The organism is Bacillus sp. B-jedd (assembly GCF_000821085.1).
Classification (GTDB): Bacteria; Bacillota; Bacilli; order Bacillales; family Cytobacillaceae; genus Bacillus_D.
Map to the genome: position 1 here is coordinate 3,580,630 of NZ_CCXR01000001.1, position 17,653 is coordinate 3,598,282.

Below are 17,653 nucleotides of genomic sequence, written 5' to 3' on the forward strand. Positions count from 1 at the left end.
AAGCAGGAGGACGGTTCCAGTGCCTCACTGTGTAAGTATCCGGCCTGGAACCATCGTTGGTGGTGATTAGGACCTGCTTCCATTAGCAAACTTTAATAGTTACATATATATAATAGGTTGTATAAATATACATTAACAAGCTACTAAGTTACCAATATTCTAAATATTTAGGAAGTATTGGCAGGACTTAGTTACCAAGTGGTGTACATTAAATGATAGATTAGTAAATTAATGGGTGGTGGGAGTGTTTTTTTGGGAGAATAAATAAAAATTCAAATGGGCTTTTTGGGAATACGGAAGGTATGATATTATCCCTCCTCTTATTTAATAATCCAAAATGGAGTTTCTCAATAGGGGTTGTGGTGATGGTGGAACTGGGTTAGTGGCATAAAAAAAAGCATCCTGGTGGATGCTTTTTTGCCTGGGGGAAAAGGTACTTGATTTTGCCCTTTCCTTGTCTCTTAGACTACGTATTTTTCGGCGTCGATAAGCCGGTCGGCGGCTTGGCGCTTTAGGGCGATGACGTTGGTTGGTGTGTGGCGGGTGAATTTGCGGAGTGCTGACATGAGCATCCGCAGGCTGTCGCCTTCTTCGGTGGCGACGAGTGTTTCTTTGGCGTGCTGTTCGATTTCGTTGAATGCTTCCTGGCAGAAAATCTGGGTGTAGAGGAGTTTCTGCCGGGATTTTTCGAGGCCTGCTTTGTTGATGGCCTTTTCGGTTCTCAGGACGGCGGATTCCATCGCGTAGGCGTTGGAGATGATGTCGGCGATGTTGACGAGGATTTCCTGTTCCGCTTCAAGCGCCTTACCGTATTTTTGGGCGGCGAGTCCTGCTGCGAGGAGGCCGATTTTCTTAGCGTTCTTGACGAGGTGCTTTTCCTGAGCGAGCGGTTCGTCGCCTGGCTCTTCCGGCATCATCATCATGAGTTCTTCCTGAAGTTGCTGGGCTTTCTGGAAGAGCGGGAGTTCGCCTTTCATGGCTTTCCTGATATAGGTGCCTGGGACGAGCAAGCGGTTGATTTCGTTTGTGCCCTCGAAGATGCGGTTGATTCGCGAGTCGCGGTAGGCGCGCTCGATTTCGTATTCGGCCATGTAGCCGTAGCCGCCATGTATCTGGACGCCTTCGTCGACGACATAGTCGAGTGTTTCGGTGCCGAAGACTTTGTTGAGTGAGCATTCGATGGCGTATTCGGCGATTGACTTGGCGACTTGGAGGCCGTCTTTGGCTTCGTCTTCGGTGAGGCGCCCCATCCGGTCTTCGAATAGGCCGACGGTGCGGTAGACGGAGCTTTCGGCGGCATAGATTTTCGCGGCCATTGTCGCGAATTTTTCTTTTGTCAGGTTGAATTGCGAGATTGGCGTTTTGAATTGCTGGCGCTGGTTGGCGTATTGTAATGTGATTTCTAGTGCGCGCTTGGCTCCGCCGACGACGCCGACGCCGAGTTTGTAGCGGCCGATGTTCAGGATGTTGAAGGCGATGATGTGGCCACGGCCTGGTTCGCCGAGCAGGTTTTCTTTCGGGATTTGTGCATCTTCAAGGATGAGGGTTCTGGTTGATGAGCCTTTAATGCCCATTTTCTTTTCTTCGGCCCCGACGGAGACGCCCGGGAATTCGCGTTCGACGATGAAGGCGGAGAATTGTTCACCGTCGATTTTCGCGTAGACGATGAAGACGTCGGCAAAAGCGGAGTTGGTAATCCACTGCTTTTCGCCGTTCAGGACGTAGTGGGTTCCTTCCGCGTTCAGTTTGGCGGTTGTTTTTGCACCAAGTGCGTCGGATCCGGAGCCTGGCTCAGTTAGTGCGTAGGCAGCCAGTTTTTCGCCGGTGGCGAGTTCGGGCAGATACTTTTGTTTTTGTTCTTCGTTTCCGAAGAGGACGATTGGCAGTGAGCCGATGCCGACGTGGGCGCCGTGTGAGATGGAGAATCCTCCGGCGCGGGCCATTTTTTCGGCGATGAGAGCGGAGCTGACTTTGTCGAGTGCGAGTCCGCCGTATTCTTCTGGGACATCGGCGCCGAGTAGGCCGAGTTCGCCTGCTTTTTTCAATAGTTTGACGGAGCGGTCGAATTCGTGGTTTTCGATGTGTTCGATTTGCGGCATGACTTCTTTGTCGATGTATTCTTCGGTGGTTTTGGCGATCATTTTGTGTTCGTCGGTGTAGTCTTCGGGTGTGAAGACGCGGTCGGCGGGGATGTCTTCAATGAGGAAGCTACCGCCTTTGATTGGTTGGGTCTCGGTTTGGTCGAGTTGGTGTTGCGACATTTTGAGTCCTCCGTTTCCTTATTGGGTTTTGTGGTCAGGGAATGGATGCCTGTTTTTGTTTTTTGATACGCGGGGAGCGTGCTGAGTGATTAGCGTTTCTCATCCCGCGCCGGGCATCCTTCTGGGTTGCCTTTGTCGTTCGTGCTGGAAAATCAGTTGGCCGGTAAAATTCTCGGTTTGGCCAGTTGAAAATCGGCCGATAACCCCGGCGATATTTGGATAATAGAAGGTCGTATTTGGATAATAAACGAGCGTATTTGGATAATAGAAGGTCGTATTTGGATAATAAACGTTGAAAATTGGATAATAGACGAGCGAAATTGGATAATAAACGGCCAGATTTGGATAATAAACGGCTGAAATTGGATAATAGAACTCTTTAACAGTAGGGCTTTACTTCGTTAACAAGGCTATAAAAGCTTTAGAATGCTACTTTTATAGCCGGCTTTTCGTTAACGAGGGTTTTTCATCCATTTTTCGGCATGAAAATCTGTATACTGAATCGAAAAAAGCAATGGAATCATCCTCCTGCTTTTCTACAACATTTCGAAGACTCCGGCTGCGCCCATTCCGCCGCCTATACACATGGTGACGACGCCGAATTGCTGGTTGCGGCGTTTTAGTTCGTGGATTAGAGACAGTGTCAGTTTTGTGCCAGTGCAACCGAGCGGGTGGCCAAGTGCGATGGCGCCGCCGTTGACGTTAACCTTGTCTTCGTCTAAGCCGAGTTCGCGGATGACCTGGATTGCCTGGGATGCGAAGGCTTCGTTCAGCTCAAATAACGAGATGTCGCTTAGTTCCAGTCCGGCGAGCTTGAGCGCTTTCGGGATGGCGACTACGGGACCTACTCCCATGATTTCCGGCGGGACGCCTCCGACGGCGAATGACCGGAATTTTGCGAGCGGCTTTAGGCCAAGTGATTCTGCTTTTTCACGATCCATGACCATGACGGCGGCTGCGCCATCGCTTGTTTGCGAGGCATTCCCGGCTGTGACGGTTCCTTGGACTGAGAAGGCCGGACGCAGTTTTGCGAGTGTTTCTACGTTTGTTCCTGGCCTTACGCCTTCGTCATTAGCGAATTGGAACGTTTTTTCTTTCAGTTTATTGTCAGCTCCGACAGAGCGGATGGTGACATCTACCGGGACGATTTCGTCCTTGAATTTGCCTTCCTTGATGGCGCGTTCGGCGCGCTCATGACTGCGGACGGCGAATTCGTCCTGATCTAGGCGGGTGACGCCGAACTTTTCAGCGACCTTTTCGGCGGTGTGGCCCATGCTCATATAATACTGCGGGGCAGTTTCAGCAAGCCGGACGTTCGGGCGGGTGACATGGCCCATCATCGGCACCATGCTCATGGATTCCGCTCCGCCGGCGAGGATGGTGTCGGCCTGGCCGAGCATGATCCTTTCGGCGGCGTAGGCGATTGTCTGCAGGCCGCTCGAGCAGTACCGGTTGATGGTGATGGCCGGGACTTCGTACGGGAGTCCGGCCAGGCCGGCAATGTTGCGGGCCATGTTCAGGCCCTGTTCCGCTTCCGGCATCGCGCAGCCGATAATGACATCATCTATGTTTCCTTCGTAGTTGCCGGCCCGCTTCAAGGTTTCCTTGATGACGAGCGCGCCGAGGTCGTCGGGGCGAACGTGGGCGAGTGAGCCCTTCTTCGCCTTTCCAACCGGCGTGCGGGCTCCGGCAACAATGACCGCTTCTCTCATTGGGGTTCCTCTCTTTCTGTCTAGGTTTTTTGTATTCTTTTGGTCTAGTAACCTAGTGTGTATTTGGAAAAGTGTTTCGGGTTATCCGGAAATAATTACGATTTATCCGGAGAAATTTGCGTTTTATCCGGAATTTTTTGCAACTTATCCGGATTTATTTTGGTTTATCCGGAAAGTTTTTCGGTTTATCCGGAATTGCAGTTGGTGAATGAACTTGGTTTATCCAGAGTTGTTTACTTATCCTTGCATTTTTCATTTTTATCCGCGGATTTTGCGTTTTATCCGTGGATTTTTCGTTTTATCCGTGGATTATCCGTTTTAGCCGCGGATTTTCCGATATCCTTTGTTGACAGTTGGTGAATGAACTGCCAGCCGTATTGATGGCAAAGCTCCGAAGCCTAGACGAGGTATGGTTCTGGAACTTATTCGATGCTGGAATTAAGTAATGGAACCGTCCTCCCTGCATGAGCTTCTGCGGCTTTTTCTTTTGCACGAAATAGGTTTTAGTTCCTCAGCGGCTTGCCTTTCATGAGCATGTGTTGCATGCGTTGTTGCGATTTGGGTTCGGCGAGGAGGCTGAGGAAGGCTTCTCGCTCGAGGTCGAGCAGGTATTGTTCGTCTACTTCGGTGCCGTATGGGAGTTTGCCGCCGGCTAGGACGTAGGCGAGTTTTTTGGCGATTTTCATGTCGTGGTCGGAGATGTAGCCGGATAGCTTCATCGCTTCGGCGCCGAGCATGAGTGCGGCGTAGCCGGTTTCGCCGGTGACCGGGATTTTCCTCCTTACTGGCGGTTTGTAGCCTTGTTCGCTCAAGTTCAGGACGGCTTGTTTGGCGTCATGCAGCTGGTGGTCGCTGTTGACGGAAATGCCATCGGCGCGGTACAGGAAGTTGAGTTCTCGCGCTTCGTCGCCGGATGTTGAGACTTTCGCCATGGCGATGGTTTCGAATACTTTGGCGGCGACTTTCATCAGGTCGAAGTCTACGCCTTTCGGGAGGGCGTTCAGGTGCCGGATATAGAGCTCCTTGTTGCCCCCGCCGCCCGGGATGAGGCCGACGCCGACTTCAACGAGGCCCATGTATGTTTCCATGTTGGCCTGGATGTGTGCGCATGGCAGGCAGACTTCTGTGCCTCCGCCTAGTGTCATGCTGAATGGCGCGGCGGCGACCGGTTTGGTCGCGTATTTGATTTTCATCATCGTATTTTGGAACTGCCTGACGACCATATCGAGGTCGAAGAAGTTGTCATCCTGCGCTTCCATTAGAATCATCGCGAGATTGGCGCCGACGCAGAAGTTTTTGCCTTGGTTGCCGATGACGAGGCCTTTATAGTTCTTTTCAACTTCGTCGATGGCAAAATTGATCATCTGCAAAATATCGGGCCCGATGGCGTTGTTCTGCGAATGGAACTCGAGCAGCGCGACTCCGTCCCCAATATCGATGAGGCTTGCGCCGGTGTTCTTTTTGATGACTCCTTTTTCTTTCTTGATCTGCTTCAGATCGATGACTTTCGGGTTCACTTCAAGCGGCTTATATTCGCCGTTGTCGTAATAAGTGTTTTCGCTGTAGAAGGAGCTATGTCCGGCAGCGAGCATGTCGGTGACCCAAGATGGAACCTTGTTGCCTTGTTCCTTCATTTTATTGACGGCGCGTTCGACGCCAATCGCGTCCCATGTTTCGAACGGCCCCTGCTCCCAGCCGAAGCCCCACTTCATCGCGCGGTCGATTGACGGGATGTCGTCGGCGATTTTGCCAAGAAGCTCGGCGGAATAGAGCAGGACCGGGCTCAGGATATTCCAGAGCAGTGTACCGGCGCGGTCGTCTTTCGCAAATACAAGCGCTTTCATTTTATTCGCCTTACCTTTTTCCTGCTTGGCGAGTTCGGTCGCCTGTGTTTTCAATTTTTTGCGCGGGCTGTATTCGAGTGTCTCCGGGTTAAGTTCGAGAATGTCCTTGCCTTCTTTTTTATAGAAACCCTGGCCGGATTTGCTGCCGAGCCAGCCTTTTTCGAGCATCGTTTTCATGAATGGCGGGACATCGAATACGTCTTTTTCAGCGCCTTCCGCCTGGTCGTATACGTTTTTAGCGACATGGACAAATGTATCGAGTCCGACGACGTCCAGTGTCCGGAATGTCGCTGACTTCGGGCGTCCGATGAGCGGGCCGGTGATCGAGTCGACTTCTCCGACCGAGTAGCCGCCCTTGAGCATTTCCCTCAGTGTGACGAGCAGGCCGTATGTGCCGATGCGGTTCGCGATGAAGTTCGGTGTGTCTTTTGCGACGACGACGCCCTTGCCAAGTACGTCCTCACTGAACGTTTTCATGAACTGGAGCACTTCCGGGACGGTGTTTTTCGTTGGAATGAGTTCGAGCAGTTTCAGGTAACGTGGTGGGTTGAAGAAATGCGTGCCAAGGAAGTGTTTCTGGAAATCCTCGGAGTGGCCTTCCGCCATCGCTTCGACCGAGATGCCGGATGTGTTCGAGCTGACGATGCTGCCCGGTTTCCGGTACTGGTCGACTTTCTGGAATACTTGTTTCTTGATGTCGAGGTTCTCGGTGACGACTTCGATGATCCAGTCGGCGTCCTTCAGCTTTTCGAGATCGTCCTCAAGGTTGCCAGCTTCGATGAGCTGCAGGTTTTCCTTGACGGTGAGTGGCGCTGGCTTCTGCTTGAGCAGCTTCTGGAGCGACTCGGTGGCAATCCGGTTGCGGACTTGCCTGTCTTCGAGTGTAAGTCCCTTCGCTTGCTCGGCTTTGTTTGGCTCACGCGGTACGATGTCGAGCACGAGTGTCGGGATGCCGATGTTGGCGAGATGGGCGGCGATGCCGGAGCCCATCACCCCTGAACCGAGGACGGCGGCTTTTTTGATCAGGAATTTCTGTTGGTGCTGTTGTGTTTGTTGCTGGTTTTGCATAGGCGTTTGAGGTTGAATCACATACGTCTCCCCCTTCGACAAATTTTTGAATGAATACTCATTCATTTTTTCGACAAAAAAATATTGAGTCGGTTTTGTGGTAGTTTTTGCATGAGTGAGCGGCCTTTGGGATGGCCGTCCTCCTCCTCTTCCACAAAACCCCATGGAAATAAATGAGTGCTCGTTACCTTTAATAATAAAATATTTAGAAAATTGGTGCAACAATTAAGATGAAGCAGCCGATTTAAAAAGAAATCCTTTTCAGTTCATTTGTGATAACTTGTTATAATACCAACATAAGTTTTCGTTTTCCCAGTAGATTCAGATAATGTCTATATATGGAAAGGAGGAGAGGACCGTTTCAATTTTCCGTGCAATCAGGAAGGTTTACCAATTTTTTGCGGACAGGCCTTTTAAAAAGGGAACCGTGTTGAACGGCCATTACGAAATTTTGCGGGTGATAGGGGCTGGAAGCTACGGGATTGTTTATCAGTGCCAAGACTTAATTGCCAACGAAATTCGAGTGGTTAAACAGCTTCGGCCTAGTAAGCGCCGCAGCAAAAAAGAGGTGGCGCTGTTTAGAAATGAAATATCCGTATTGCGTACGCTTGACCACAAAAATATCCCGAAGTTAGTTGAAACCATTTCCACTGATGGGCATTTATTTTACGTTATGGATTTTCTTAAAGGGGATAATTTGGAGGAACAAATATTTTTGGGCAAAAAGACATTTATTGAGGTAGAGTCTTTACTCGTTCTGGGCCACCTGCTTGAACTGCTCGAGTATCTTCATAAACAACACATTTACCATCAAGATCTACGCATTCCAAACATTTTAATTTCAAACAAAGAACTTTTCCTGATCGATTTCGGTTTGGCAAAAAGTTCTTCACATGACCGACAAGAAAACATCCTGGAGATGAAGCAGCAGGACTACTATGATCTGGGAGAGATTCTATTGTATCTCCTTTATACGACGTACCCTTCCAAAAGCAAAAAAGCTCTTCCTTGGACAGAAGAACTTTCTTTAGAAAAGGAAACGGTTTATTTGTTAAAAAGGCTGCTGCAGTTGGAAGAACCCTACATAACTACTAGTGAAATTTCAAAAGATCTCCATGCTGCACTTCAAGCAAACAAACGGAGGGAGGAAGATTAACTGCTGCTTCGGCCCTTCCGTTTGTAGTAGTTGCTTCCACTTAACGGAGAGCGGTTATACCGCCGGTTGCTGCTGCTTCCTTTTCGATAATGGCCATGTCTTCGCTCACTGCTGCCTTGGGAAAGCTTCTTAATTTGCTTGAGAATTTTTTTAAACATCGCTTACCTCCTTTTCTTTTTCTTCACTTTTAGCCTAACATATTAAGCTGCTGAAACACATTGAAACGCAGGACAGTGCAAGAGCAAAAATCCACGGTTTTTTTCAAGCTTTCCCCTATTTTTCGGCAGCACCCAATACCGGTAGCGAGCTATGAATTTCGTTCAGAATAAACTTTCCTTCCCCGCTATTGGCCGCGATTTCATTCATCGCCTCGAGGTCGTTGAAATGCCACCATTCCGAAGCCAATGGGCTCAATCCGGCGGCTCTGCAATAGGCCTGCAACTTCCTGGCAGCTTCATTCCCATTCATCGAATCTGTATACTTTGCATTCTTCCATGCTGAAGGCGATTTCGAGTTGACGGGGGAAGTAAAAATGGCTGACGTCCCGCTCAGTTCGTGGATGGGTGTCGGCATGTCATACTCTGTATATCCGGTAACAGTTGAAACGATATAGTCTCCGATTACCGCCTCTTTTTTTGCGTCCACTTTCACTAAACTCACATCAATGGCGTATCCCATTTGGTGGTTTGAAACTCCGTTTGTAATGAACCAGGTGATTCTCCATGGCGGAGTATTAATTCCCGCCATCACTTCACGATCTTTTTTGGCGAGCGCGCCAAGGGCGTTGACGACTGCGAGTTGCACCGAATACGGCCTGAAAGCTTCATATATCTTAAGGGAATTGCCTTCTTTCAATGCATGCATCTGCGCGGTGTGGATCTTTTTTGCCATTGTATACAGAACTGGCATGATATATTCTTCTTTGCCCAGCCGTTCGTTAAATGTTTTGCCAGGGTAGAGGGTCTGGTTGGTAATATTGGGAATTGCCTTGCCAGATGATACGAATCTGGATGAATATGTATTCGTGTTGTCATAGACAATCGAGGGAATTACATCAGGCAGATTAATAAAACAATATTGATGCGGCAGCCACCCGGAAGAAGGCCCTCGTTTAACCAGCCACCAGTCCCCTTCTTCCTTCATGATTTCAAAACCAGACCCCGCTTCCACTTTTTCAATAGTTTTTGCTTCGGAGCTCGCGGATGCCTTCAATTCCAGTGGCACAGATGCATAGCCTGTCGCCCCGGCCACCGGCAGTTCCAATTCGCCTATATATGGTTTTCTTACTTGTTCTTTTTTTTCGGGTGGTTCTTTTTTTGACGGATTTGTATTGGCTTCCCGATCATTTTCAGTAGAAGCTGCTTGATCGTTTGTCGGTGGATTTACGCCTTGTGTTTTGCAAGCTGTAAGAATCATCATCATGGCGGTTACGATTAATAAAACGAACAGTAATTTCGTGTTATCTTTGTTGCTCATCGAATTTCTCCTCTACTCCCCCTAGGCAAAAATAACATGTCTAAGTAGATACAAAATAATTAGATGGGCCGGATAAAAAAAGTAAAAGCCCCACTTGATCAGATTGGATTTCCTGCCCCGTTCCCCATTGTATAAAGCCAATAAAGGAACGACTAAAAAGATGCCGAACCGGAAGATTGAATGCGAGCCCATTGAAATGACACCAGGGATGATGTAGAAAATCGTCCCGATCGTCACATAACTCATCATCTGCATTTTGAAACGGCCTCTAAAAATCCCCAAAAACAGCACCCATAAGACAGCGATGTAATTCCAGTCAGCTGTCCAGGCAAGCAGGCAGCACATTCCGATCAGCGCTATTTTCAAGAAAAGGGGAATTTCCGCTTTTTGGCTAATCGCCAGGGCGACCAGCCCCATCAATAACGACCAGATGACACTCGTCCCCTGCCACCAATCAAGTCCAAAGTACAGGACAAAAGGAAAGTGCGAAACGACGGCAAACAGAAAAAGCCGTGTTATATACTTTTTTAAATTTGAAGTATAAAAATATCCTTCTGCAATAAAATAGCACATAATCGGTGCGGCAAGTCTTCCAAAAGTATGTATGACGCTGTTCAGCGCTGTGCCATCCGCGACCAGCCAGTAGGCCATATGGTCAACAATCATGGCGATGATGGCAATGACTTTAATCGTATTTGAGTTCAAAGCTCTAATACTTATCGCATTTGATGCCAATGTTCCCGTATTGTTTATTTCCAATCTTTTCACTCCCATCCTGGTGTCACGATGAACCGCAACCTCTAACACTTACTATTCCTTTCAAGGATGGGGAATAAACTCGTATTTTGTAGAAAAATCTTTATATAACAAAAGTTATTGAGAACATAAAAAAGCCGCTACCAAATTGCGTAGCGGCTAATGATAGTTGCGAATCTCCTTTTCAGTCATTTTTACAGCATTCATTTGAGGAAAGAAACACCTGCCCGCGCATACATGCTGACAACTGCTAACACCTTTCAGTCGGCAAAATAAATTTGTCCGTTTTCTATAAACCTATCACCGAAACGTTCAAATCTGTTTAAGGAATATAAAAAATTTAAGAAGTTCGCTTTCATTGATCGATATCCGTTCAGTTAAGTCAGTCGTCCTTAAGACAAACTCTTTAACCCCGATGAATTCCGATTCGGCGATCATGTAGAACTGGGTCCCTTTTTTGTATCCATTATATTTTCTCTTGAGTTTATATAGCTTCATACCTAAAACCCGCCTACTCTAATAACCTTTATCGTCTGCCTGGCCTTTTTTCATCAGCTTTTGTACATTGTCTTTCGGGTTCCAGCAGTTGAATTTGTACGCTGGCTTCGTTTCGTACCCGAGCCGGCTGCAGAAGTACGTCATTCCTTCCGGTTTCTTCTCCGAGCGGAAATGCCGGCAGGTTGCGCAGCAATGGAAATCTTTCAATTGTTTCACCCGCTTCTTCTTAAGCTAATCCCGCTTATCAGGATGGTTTTTTTGCAGCAAAAAAATAAAATATCCCGCCGGCCAACCAAAATGGTTCCCAAAAGACCAGCCTCCAGAAGGTCGCGTATCGGTCTAAATCAAACTCAAGAATATGAAGTGCATGCAGGAATATTGTGATGAAATTTAATGCTCCATACAAGACCAAGAACGCTCCCGCTATCTTTATCACGTAGTAAAGTATACGATTTAGGAGGTGATTTTCAAGCTTCCTGAGCAGCATTGCTAATAATCCCGCGCCGAGAAGTTTTATGAACCCCGTCAGCCAAACAATTGCCAGGAATGAGGGTGAAGGATTCAAGGACATCTCGTAAATTGCGCCACCCAGCGATTTTACTCCCCATAATCCTCCCATTGCCCAATAAAAGCTCATCCCTGCAAAAAGGATTGACCAAATCATCCCGAGATAAATAAACCACACATTCAACTTAAAAGAAGTGGTCCGGCCCATGTTTCTCCCCGCCTTCAGTTATGTAGAATATTATATTCTGCTAGAGAACTAGGGTTTACCAAGGCAACTTAATTCAAAAAGAGTGCGGGAAAGTTGTCTTGTTTACAGGTGGCTTTGTTCCAGACACTCCCTGGGAATCCAGCCGGTTGTTCCTTCCTTTTTGATTAAGGCATAACCGGAGCAGTTCTCATCAATCATTGACACGGCTTCCCCTTTGTTCACGCTGATTTGGGAACAGGACACATCGGTTTTAACTGTAAAATCGCCGTTTTCATTTTGTTTAATATATTCATTTTTCACCTGCAAAAGCCTGCCTGTTTCTGGTTGACTGCATAACGTAAAGAAATCCCCTTTTTGCACTTGGAGAATCGTGTAAAACGGATAGTTTATTGCACCCTTCATTTCAGGGTCAGCCTTGAAAGCTGTTGCAACTGTCTTTGTCGGCAGCTTATCTACATAAACGTGGGAAAACGAATCTCCCTCTGTCCTGCGCTCGATGATAAACGCATTTAATTGTCCGGTTGGCTTAATTACGTTCCCCCCGTCGATGGCGATGATTTTTTTCGCCTCGTCGATAATTGGATTGTCGCTTGGAATTTCGGTTGAATAATTCACTACCGGCCAATGCCCGACGATGACATACTTGCCGGCGCGGTGGGATTTTTGCAAAAAGGAAGGCATGGAGATCGCGTTGCCGCGTTCTGTTTCCTTCCAATCATCCCTATCCTCTAGGCCCGCATGCACGAAAATGTACCGGTCTGTTTCGATGGCTGTTGGCAAACTTGTCAGCCACTCCAATTCATTTGAATAGTGGCGAAGCAAAACTTCCTTAACTTCCTGGATTGTGACATAGTTCTCCAGGCGATAGCCCGCCTCCTCCAGCCATTCCTTAAACAAGGTATGCTCTTGGCTAGTCAGGTAGTTTAGTAGCTGAGGGTTCTCCTTAAGTAAATGGTCCACCAGCGCATCGCAATTCCCTTCTGTCACATGCACATTCGGATTTGCCGCGCAAAGTTCCATGATGTACCGGACAACCACCTTACTGTTGCTGCCCTTTTCGCACAAGTCGCCATTAATGATTAAGATATCATCTCTGCAAAATTCAGCCTTCTTTAACAGCTCTTTAAACAATTCGATTTCTCCATGAATATCGGAGATAACAATCACTCTTCCCGTTATGTGCAGTGCTAATTCTTTTATTTTATCCAAAATCTGCTTCTCCTCTATCATGTATACTTTTATTGCGCGATCGTTTTCGCACCGGTTAATACGGCGGCTTTCTTTAAGCGGAACGAAGGGCCGGCTGGCCGGCCTCCATCCACTGTTCGGGCGCTAAGTCTTTCTTTTGCAGAAACACTCCATAATAAGTTAATTGCCGCGTAAGGAATTCGTTTCTTTTGCCAGATTCCTTGCCTGCTTCTGCCAAAGCCATGTCAGACCGACTCCAACCACAAGGACTACGGTGGCGAAGTAGTAAGGGTAGTTAATATCGATGTCAAATAACATTCCCCCGAGAATCGGGCCAGTGATGTTCGCGAGGCTTGTGAACATGGAGTTCATTCCTCCGACGAAACCTTGTTCGTTTCCTGCTTTTGCGGAGAGGTATGAAGTGACCGCTGGACGGAATAAATCGAACCCCACAAAGACGAGGAATGTAACAAGTAAAATCAGGAAATAGGTATGGACTATGGTCATGAAAAAGACAAGGACGGCTGATAATAACAGGCAATACCGAATCAATTTAATTTCGCCCCATATACGTGTCAGCCGGTCAAACAGGACCACTTGTGAAATCGCCCCAAAAATAGCCCCGCCTGTTATGACAATTGCAATATCAGCCGGTGTAAATTTGAATTTATGGTCGACAAACAAGCTAAAGAAAGATTCAAAAGCAGCTAAGCCAAAAGAGGCGATAAAAATTAATACGAACGCATAAATATATTTAGGATCAAGCACTCGTTTTTTTCCAATTTTGCCACCGCGGGCCTGGGTCTGCGGTTCTTCTTTACGCTCTGGTTCGGTTAATAATAGGAGCGACAGGATGGCCGCAAGTGTCCCGAGCGCTCCTGCGAAGAAGAATGGGACGCGTGTGCCGAATTCCGCCAAAAACCCGCCGATGCCCGGTCCGATGATAAAGCCTGTACTGATGGCCGCGGACATATAGCCCAGTGCTTTCGGGCGGGTGGCCAAAGTGGTGATATCAGCAATGAAAGCGGTGACCGCCGGCATGATGAAAGCGGCGCTGATTCCGCCTAAAATACGGGATAGAAATAAAACTTCAATAACCTTGCCCAAGCCAAATAAAAATTCCGACAGGCCAAACATAAATAACCCAAGGACTAACATTATCTTCCGACCCAACCTGTCGACCGCCTTGCCTGAAAACGGCGAAACAATCAGCTGGGCAATCGCAAACGCCGCGGTTAAATAACCAACAGTCGTTCCATTAATACCTAGCTCATTCATCAGCGTAGGCAGAACCGGGATAATCAGCCCAATCCCCAAAAACGCAATAAATAAATTCATCAACAGCAAACTTAAAGCGACTTTCTGACTTCTCATCTTCCACAATCCTCTCAACAAAAACCAATACCGCAACAAACGCATTCCGTTTACAAATTATATTAATAATAACTATCCTACTCTATTTAGTGGGGCTGTAGTCAAGGATGAGGCACGGCCAAAACAGCTTGGGAAGATTGTATTTATTATTCGCCAGTCATCTTTTTGGAAAATTTTGTGATAAAATAATGGTGACGTCAAAGTAAAGGAGGGAAAGATGAATAAATATAGTTGGTTCTCGTTCGCTTCTTTAGTTATTTTCATTTGTATGTTTTCCATCATGTTGACTAGGGTGTCATTAGGTAAGTTTGGCAGTGCATGGATCTTTGCAATGTTTTTATTCCCGGCAATAGGGGCTGTATGCGGTGTAAAAGCCCAAAACAGGGTTCTAAAATGGCTATTAATCATACTGAACATTATTGCATTATGCATAATTGGTTATATCTTATTGCTTGCTTTTAGTATAGGTGAAAAGTGAGGCGGAGTGAGGCTTTGAGGCTCTATGTCTTGCTTTAGAGACCGGAGAACCCGCTGCTCTTTGCTGTTCGGGCTCTAAGTTGGCCTTTAGAGCCCGAAGGACCAGCAGCTCATTGCTGTTCGGGCTCTAAGTTGGCTTTTAGTGCCCGAAGGACCGCTTGCCCATGGCTGTTCGGGCTCTAAGTTGGCTTTTAGTGCCTGAAGCACCACTTATTCATTGCTGTTCGGGCTCTAAGTTGGCTTTTAGTGCCCGAAGGACCGGTTGCCCATGGCTGTTCGGGCTCTAAGTTGGCTTTTAGTGCCCGAAGGACCGGTTGCCCATGGCTGTTCGGGCTCTAAGTTGGCTTTTAGTGCCCGAAGGACTGACTGACCACTGCTGTTCGCGTTCTAAGTCGTTCTTTAGAACGTGAAGGACTGACTGACCATTGCTGTTCGCGTTCTAAATCGTCCTTTAGAACGCGGAGGACTGACTGACCATTGCTGTTCGCGTTCTAAGTCGTCCTTTAGAACGCGGAGGATTGACTGACCATTGCTGTTCGCGTTCTAAGTCGTTCTTTAGAACGCGAAGGACTGGATGACTACTGCTGTACGCGTTCTAAGTCGTTCTTTAGAACGCGGAGGACCCACTGCTCACTGCTGTTCGCGTTCTAAGTCGTCCTTTAGAACGCGGAGGACTGACTGACTATTGCTATTCGCGTTCTAAAGGTAAACAAAAAGGCGCATCCTCTTCCGAAGAGATGCACCCTTGCATTTATTTTTTAATGATTTTCATATCTTTGATCGGATAGTAAATGATATTGGTCTTTCCAATGATCTTGTCCAGCGGAATGGCTCCAATTTCGCGGCTGTCGGTGCTATGTTGTCGATTATCACCGAGAACGAACAGATGGCCTTTTGGAACTGTTTCGCCGCCAACTGCCGTTTCCTTTAAAGTAAAGGAATCCGTTAACGGTCCTCCGTTATTTTTTTTCTTGTAATCTTCTAAATAAGGTTCTTCGTGGGCTTTACCATTTATATATAAAACATCATTCTTATACTCTATCTTGTCGCCCGGCAGCCCAATCACCCGTTTAATATAATCTCTGCCGTCCGGAGCGTGAAATACAACAATATCAAATCTTTTCGGCTCCCCAATTTTCGTTACGAGCATTCTGTCCTTATGGTGGAGAGTCGGGTTCATTGAAGCCCCGTCAACCACAATTGGGGTTAGGAAGATCGCGCGCACCATGAATGCTAAAATGATTGCTACCGCAAAAGCTTTTACCCATTCGAAAATCTCTTTTTTGCTTTTACCCATTTCTCAGCCTCCCTTAATAGTTCAACTAGTTATTTCATTTTACCATAAAAAGTTAAAAAGTTTATAAACTATCCCAGACATTCTGACAGTTATCACAGAACTTTTGCAAAAAGCTAACTTAACCGGCTTATATCGCAAAAATCGTGATCATTATTTACAAGCAGAAATTGTTTTTGCAGGCATGAAATGATTTGTTACAATATAAATTAAACAGTATTTACCAAGTTATTAAATTACTCAACCGAAAGGGCTGGAGGTTTATGGAAGGGAAATATGGTTTGTTTTCTTTTGTTTTAGCCGTCGGGGGAATTATCTTTTTTTACTTGAGTTCTTTTGGAGAGAATGGAATATTTAATCCTTATTTCTATGCAGGGCTTGCCTCATGGGTATCAAGTTTTCTTTTTGGCCTTAAAGGAATCAGAATAAAAGAAAGAGGCTCATTAAAATATATTGGGATTGGAATGATTTCGCTTATCGTTATAGGTTACGGATTTCTAATTGTCTTAATCGGCATGCGGGGGTTCGGAGCGTAAAGTATGCTATCTTTTCAAAGCAGGTGGCTTATAATAAGTAGCCCCATTTTAAATGTATATTTTTTTTAATAGGCAACAGTGGGAAAACGAATTATTCCCACTGTTTTTTTGCATTATTCAGCTGGTTTCTTTATTAATGGTTTTGGAAGTTTGATTGATTGATTTTCGCTGACGAAAGTGGAGCCTAAAAGCAATGCCCCGCCTAGCATTTGAATAACTGTCATTTGTTCTTGCAAAATAACAGCAGAAATCAATAAGGATGTCATTGGATCGACATAGCTTAATGCGGCTGCACTCTGCCCTTTTATCTTCTGCATGCCCGAGAAGAATAACAAGAAGCCAATACCCGTGTGAATCATCCCTAAGATGAATATAAATGGAACGGAAGAACTTGATACTTCCAAAATACCGAATCCTTCAGTAAAGAGTACATATGGCACGAGGACGAGTGTCGCTGTTCCAAGCTGGATTAAGGTCGTTTCCAGCCCATTCATGTTCTTGATGAACTTGTTTAATAGCATTAGTGAAGCATAGAATACCGCTGCCATTAATCCATAGCCAATCCCAATTAAATCATCTAACCCCGATGTACTTAAACCGCTATTGCCAACAATCAACAACATTCCGATCATCGCAAAACCAATGCAGATCATTTTCTTTACAGATAATTTCTCCTTAATGACGATTGGAGAAAGAATCAGGACAAACACGGGAGCGAAGTAATAACTTAGTGTCGCATTGGAAATGGTCGTATGTTTGTACGCTTGAAAAAGGAATGTCCAATTCCCTCCCAATGCAATACCTGAGAGTAATAGCACTAAAGCATTTCCTTTAACGGCAGCCCATGAAATCTTTTTCTTCATCAAGAACATGACCGCCATTAAAAATAAACTGCCTATAAACCCACGCAATAAAGCTATTTCACTCGAAGCTAAATCAATGTATCGTACAAATAATCCAATTGTACCGAAGATGATCATCGATAGGAGGAATTGAATTTTAGATTTCATCGTCTACTCCTTTGAATCTGCGATACAGCTTATTTTTCGCAGATTCTTATTCTGTTTTTTAAAAGCATATTCAACAGCTGGAGGATACGGTGGTGGCGGTGATGTTGAAAACGGCTTCCATGTATCTAAATTAACAGTGGATAATGGCATCATAAACCCCCTGTTCGATCAGCAATTTATGATATCAATCTTACAACATAAATGATTTTTGAGGAATCTATAAAAAAAGTTTGATGCCGCTCTGCTGAGTGGTTGATGAACGAAACTTTAATAATGAAGGCAAAAAAA

General features: G+C 46.2%; 15 protein-coding genes. 2 read left to right on the forward strand and 13 right to left on the reverse strand.

What is annotated here, in order from left to right:
• Nucleotides 1-461: 461 nt before the first annotated feature.
• From BN1002_RS17600 to BN1002_RS17615, 3 genes are all read right to left on the reverse strand, one after another.
• The gene (locus BN1002_RS17600; protein ID WP_048826821.1) at nt 462-2,261 is read right to left on the reverse strand and encodes an acyl-CoA dehydrogenase family protein; all 1,800 of its coding nucleotides are present in this window, start codon (nt 2,259-2,261) and stop codon (nt 462-464) included.
• 536 nt (nt 2,262-2,797) lie between these two features.
• Nucleotides 2,798-3,973: an acetyl-CoA C-acetyltransferase gene (locus BN1002_RS17605; RefSeq protein ID WP_048826822.1), complete on the reverse strand. Its 1,176-nt coding sequence runs from the start codon at nt 3,971-3,973 to the stop codon at nt 2,798-2,800.
• A 503-nt stretch (nt 3,974-4,476) separates the two neighbouring features.
• A complete protein-coding gene (locus tag BN1002_RS17615) occupies nt 4,477-6,885 on the reverse strand; it encodes a 3-hydroxyacyl-CoA dehydrogenase/enoyl-CoA hydratase family protein (RefSeq protein ID WP_048826824.1) in 2,409 nt (802 codons plus the stop codon).
• A 328-nt stretch (nt 6,886-7,213) separates the two neighbouring features.
• On the opposite strand from BN1002_RS17615, the gene BN1002_RS17620 reads away from it, so the two are divergent.
• The gene (locus BN1002_RS17620) at nt 7,214-8,041 is read left to right on the forward strand and encodes a serine/threonine protein kinase (RefSeq protein WP_082036290.1); all 828 of its coding nucleotides are present in this window, start codon (nt 7,214-7,216) and stop codon (nt 8,039-8,041) included.
• Here the strand turns inward: BN1002_RS17620 and BN1002_RS23870 are convergent.
• The 9 genes from BN1002_RS23870 to lepB form a co-directional block, all read right to left on the reverse strand.
• Entirely contained in the window at nt 8,038-8,199 is a 162-nt protein-coding gene (locus tag BN1002_RS23870) for a hypothetical protein (protein WP_156129729.1), read from the reverse strand. The two genes, BN1002_RS17620 and BN1002_RS23870, sit on opposite strands and share 4 nt — an antisense overlap.
• Nucleotides 8,200-8,314: 115 nt before the next feature.
• A complete protein-coding gene (locus tag BN1002_RS17625) occupies nt 8,315-9,517 on the reverse strand; it encodes a D-alanyl-D-alanine carboxypeptidase family protein (RefSeq protein ID WP_048826825.1) in 1,203 nt (400 codons plus the stop codon).
• Between the two features lie 21 nt (nt 9,518-9,538).
• On the reverse strand, nt 9,539-10,276 hold the full coding sequence (locus BN1002_RS17630; protein ID WP_231575053.1) for a TraX family protein: 738 nt from the start codon (nt 10,274-10,276) through the stop codon (nt 9,539-9,541).
• A 309-nt stretch (nt 10,277-10,585) separates the two neighbouring features.
• Complete coding sequence (locus tag BN1002_RS17635) at nt 10,586-10,771, reverse strand: hypothetical protein (protein WP_048826826.1); 186 nt, start codon at nt 10,769-10,771, stop codon at nt 10,586-10,588.
• Nucleotides 10,772-10,789: 18 nt separating this feature from the next.
• Complete coding sequence (locus tag BN1002_RS17640; RefSeq protein ID WP_442853400.1) at nt 10,790-10,987, reverse strand: hypothetical protein; 198 nt, start codon at nt 10,985-10,987, stop codon at nt 10,790-10,792.
• A 28-nt stretch (nt 10,988-11,015) separates the two neighbouring features.
• Nucleotides 11,016-11,486, reverse strand: coding sequence for a DUF3995 domain-containing protein (locus tag BN1002_RS17645; protein WP_048826828.1), 471 nt, complete (start codon nt 11,484-11,486; stop codon nt 11,016-11,018).
• A 102-nt stretch (nt 11,487-11,588) separates the two neighbouring features.
• Entirely contained in the window at nt 11,589-12,695 is a 1,107-nt protein-coding gene (locus tag BN1002_RS17650) for a metallophosphoesterase (protein WP_048826829.1), read from the reverse strand.
• A gap of 159 nt (nt 12,696-12,854) precedes the next feature.
• Nucleotides 12,855-14,048, reverse strand: coding sequence for a multidrug efflux MFS transporter NorA (gene norA, locus BN1002_RS17655; protein ID WP_048826830.1), 1,194 nt, complete (start codon nt 14,046-14,048; stop codon nt 12,855-12,857).
• 1,228 nt (nt 14,049-15,276) lie between these two features.
• Nucleotides 15,277-15,822, reverse strand: a complete 546-nt coding sequence (gene lepB / locus BN1002_RS17665; protein WP_048826832.1) for a signal peptidase I — start codon at nt 15,820-15,822, stop codon at nt 15,277-15,279.
• 260 nt (nt 15,823-16,082) lie between these two features.
• Here lepB and BN1002_RS17670 point away from each other — a divergent pair, with 260 nt between their 5' ends.
• The gene (locus tag BN1002_RS17670; RefSeq protein ID WP_048826833.1) at nt 16,083-16,355 is read left to right on the forward strand and encodes a hypothetical protein; all 273 of its coding nucleotides are present in this window, start codon (nt 16,083-16,085) and stop codon (nt 16,353-16,355) included.
• A 113-nt stretch (nt 16,356-16,468) separates the two neighbouring features.
• On the opposite strand, the gene BN1002_RS17675 is transcribed toward BN1002_RS17670, so the two are convergent.
• The gene (locus tag BN1002_RS17675) at nt 16,469-17,365 is read right to left on the reverse strand and encodes a DMT family transporter (RefSeq protein ID WP_048826834.1); all 897 of its coding nucleotides are present in this window, start codon (nt 17,363-17,365) and stop codon (nt 16,469-16,471) included.
• Between the last annotated feature and the right edge of the window lie 288 nt (nt 17,366-17,653).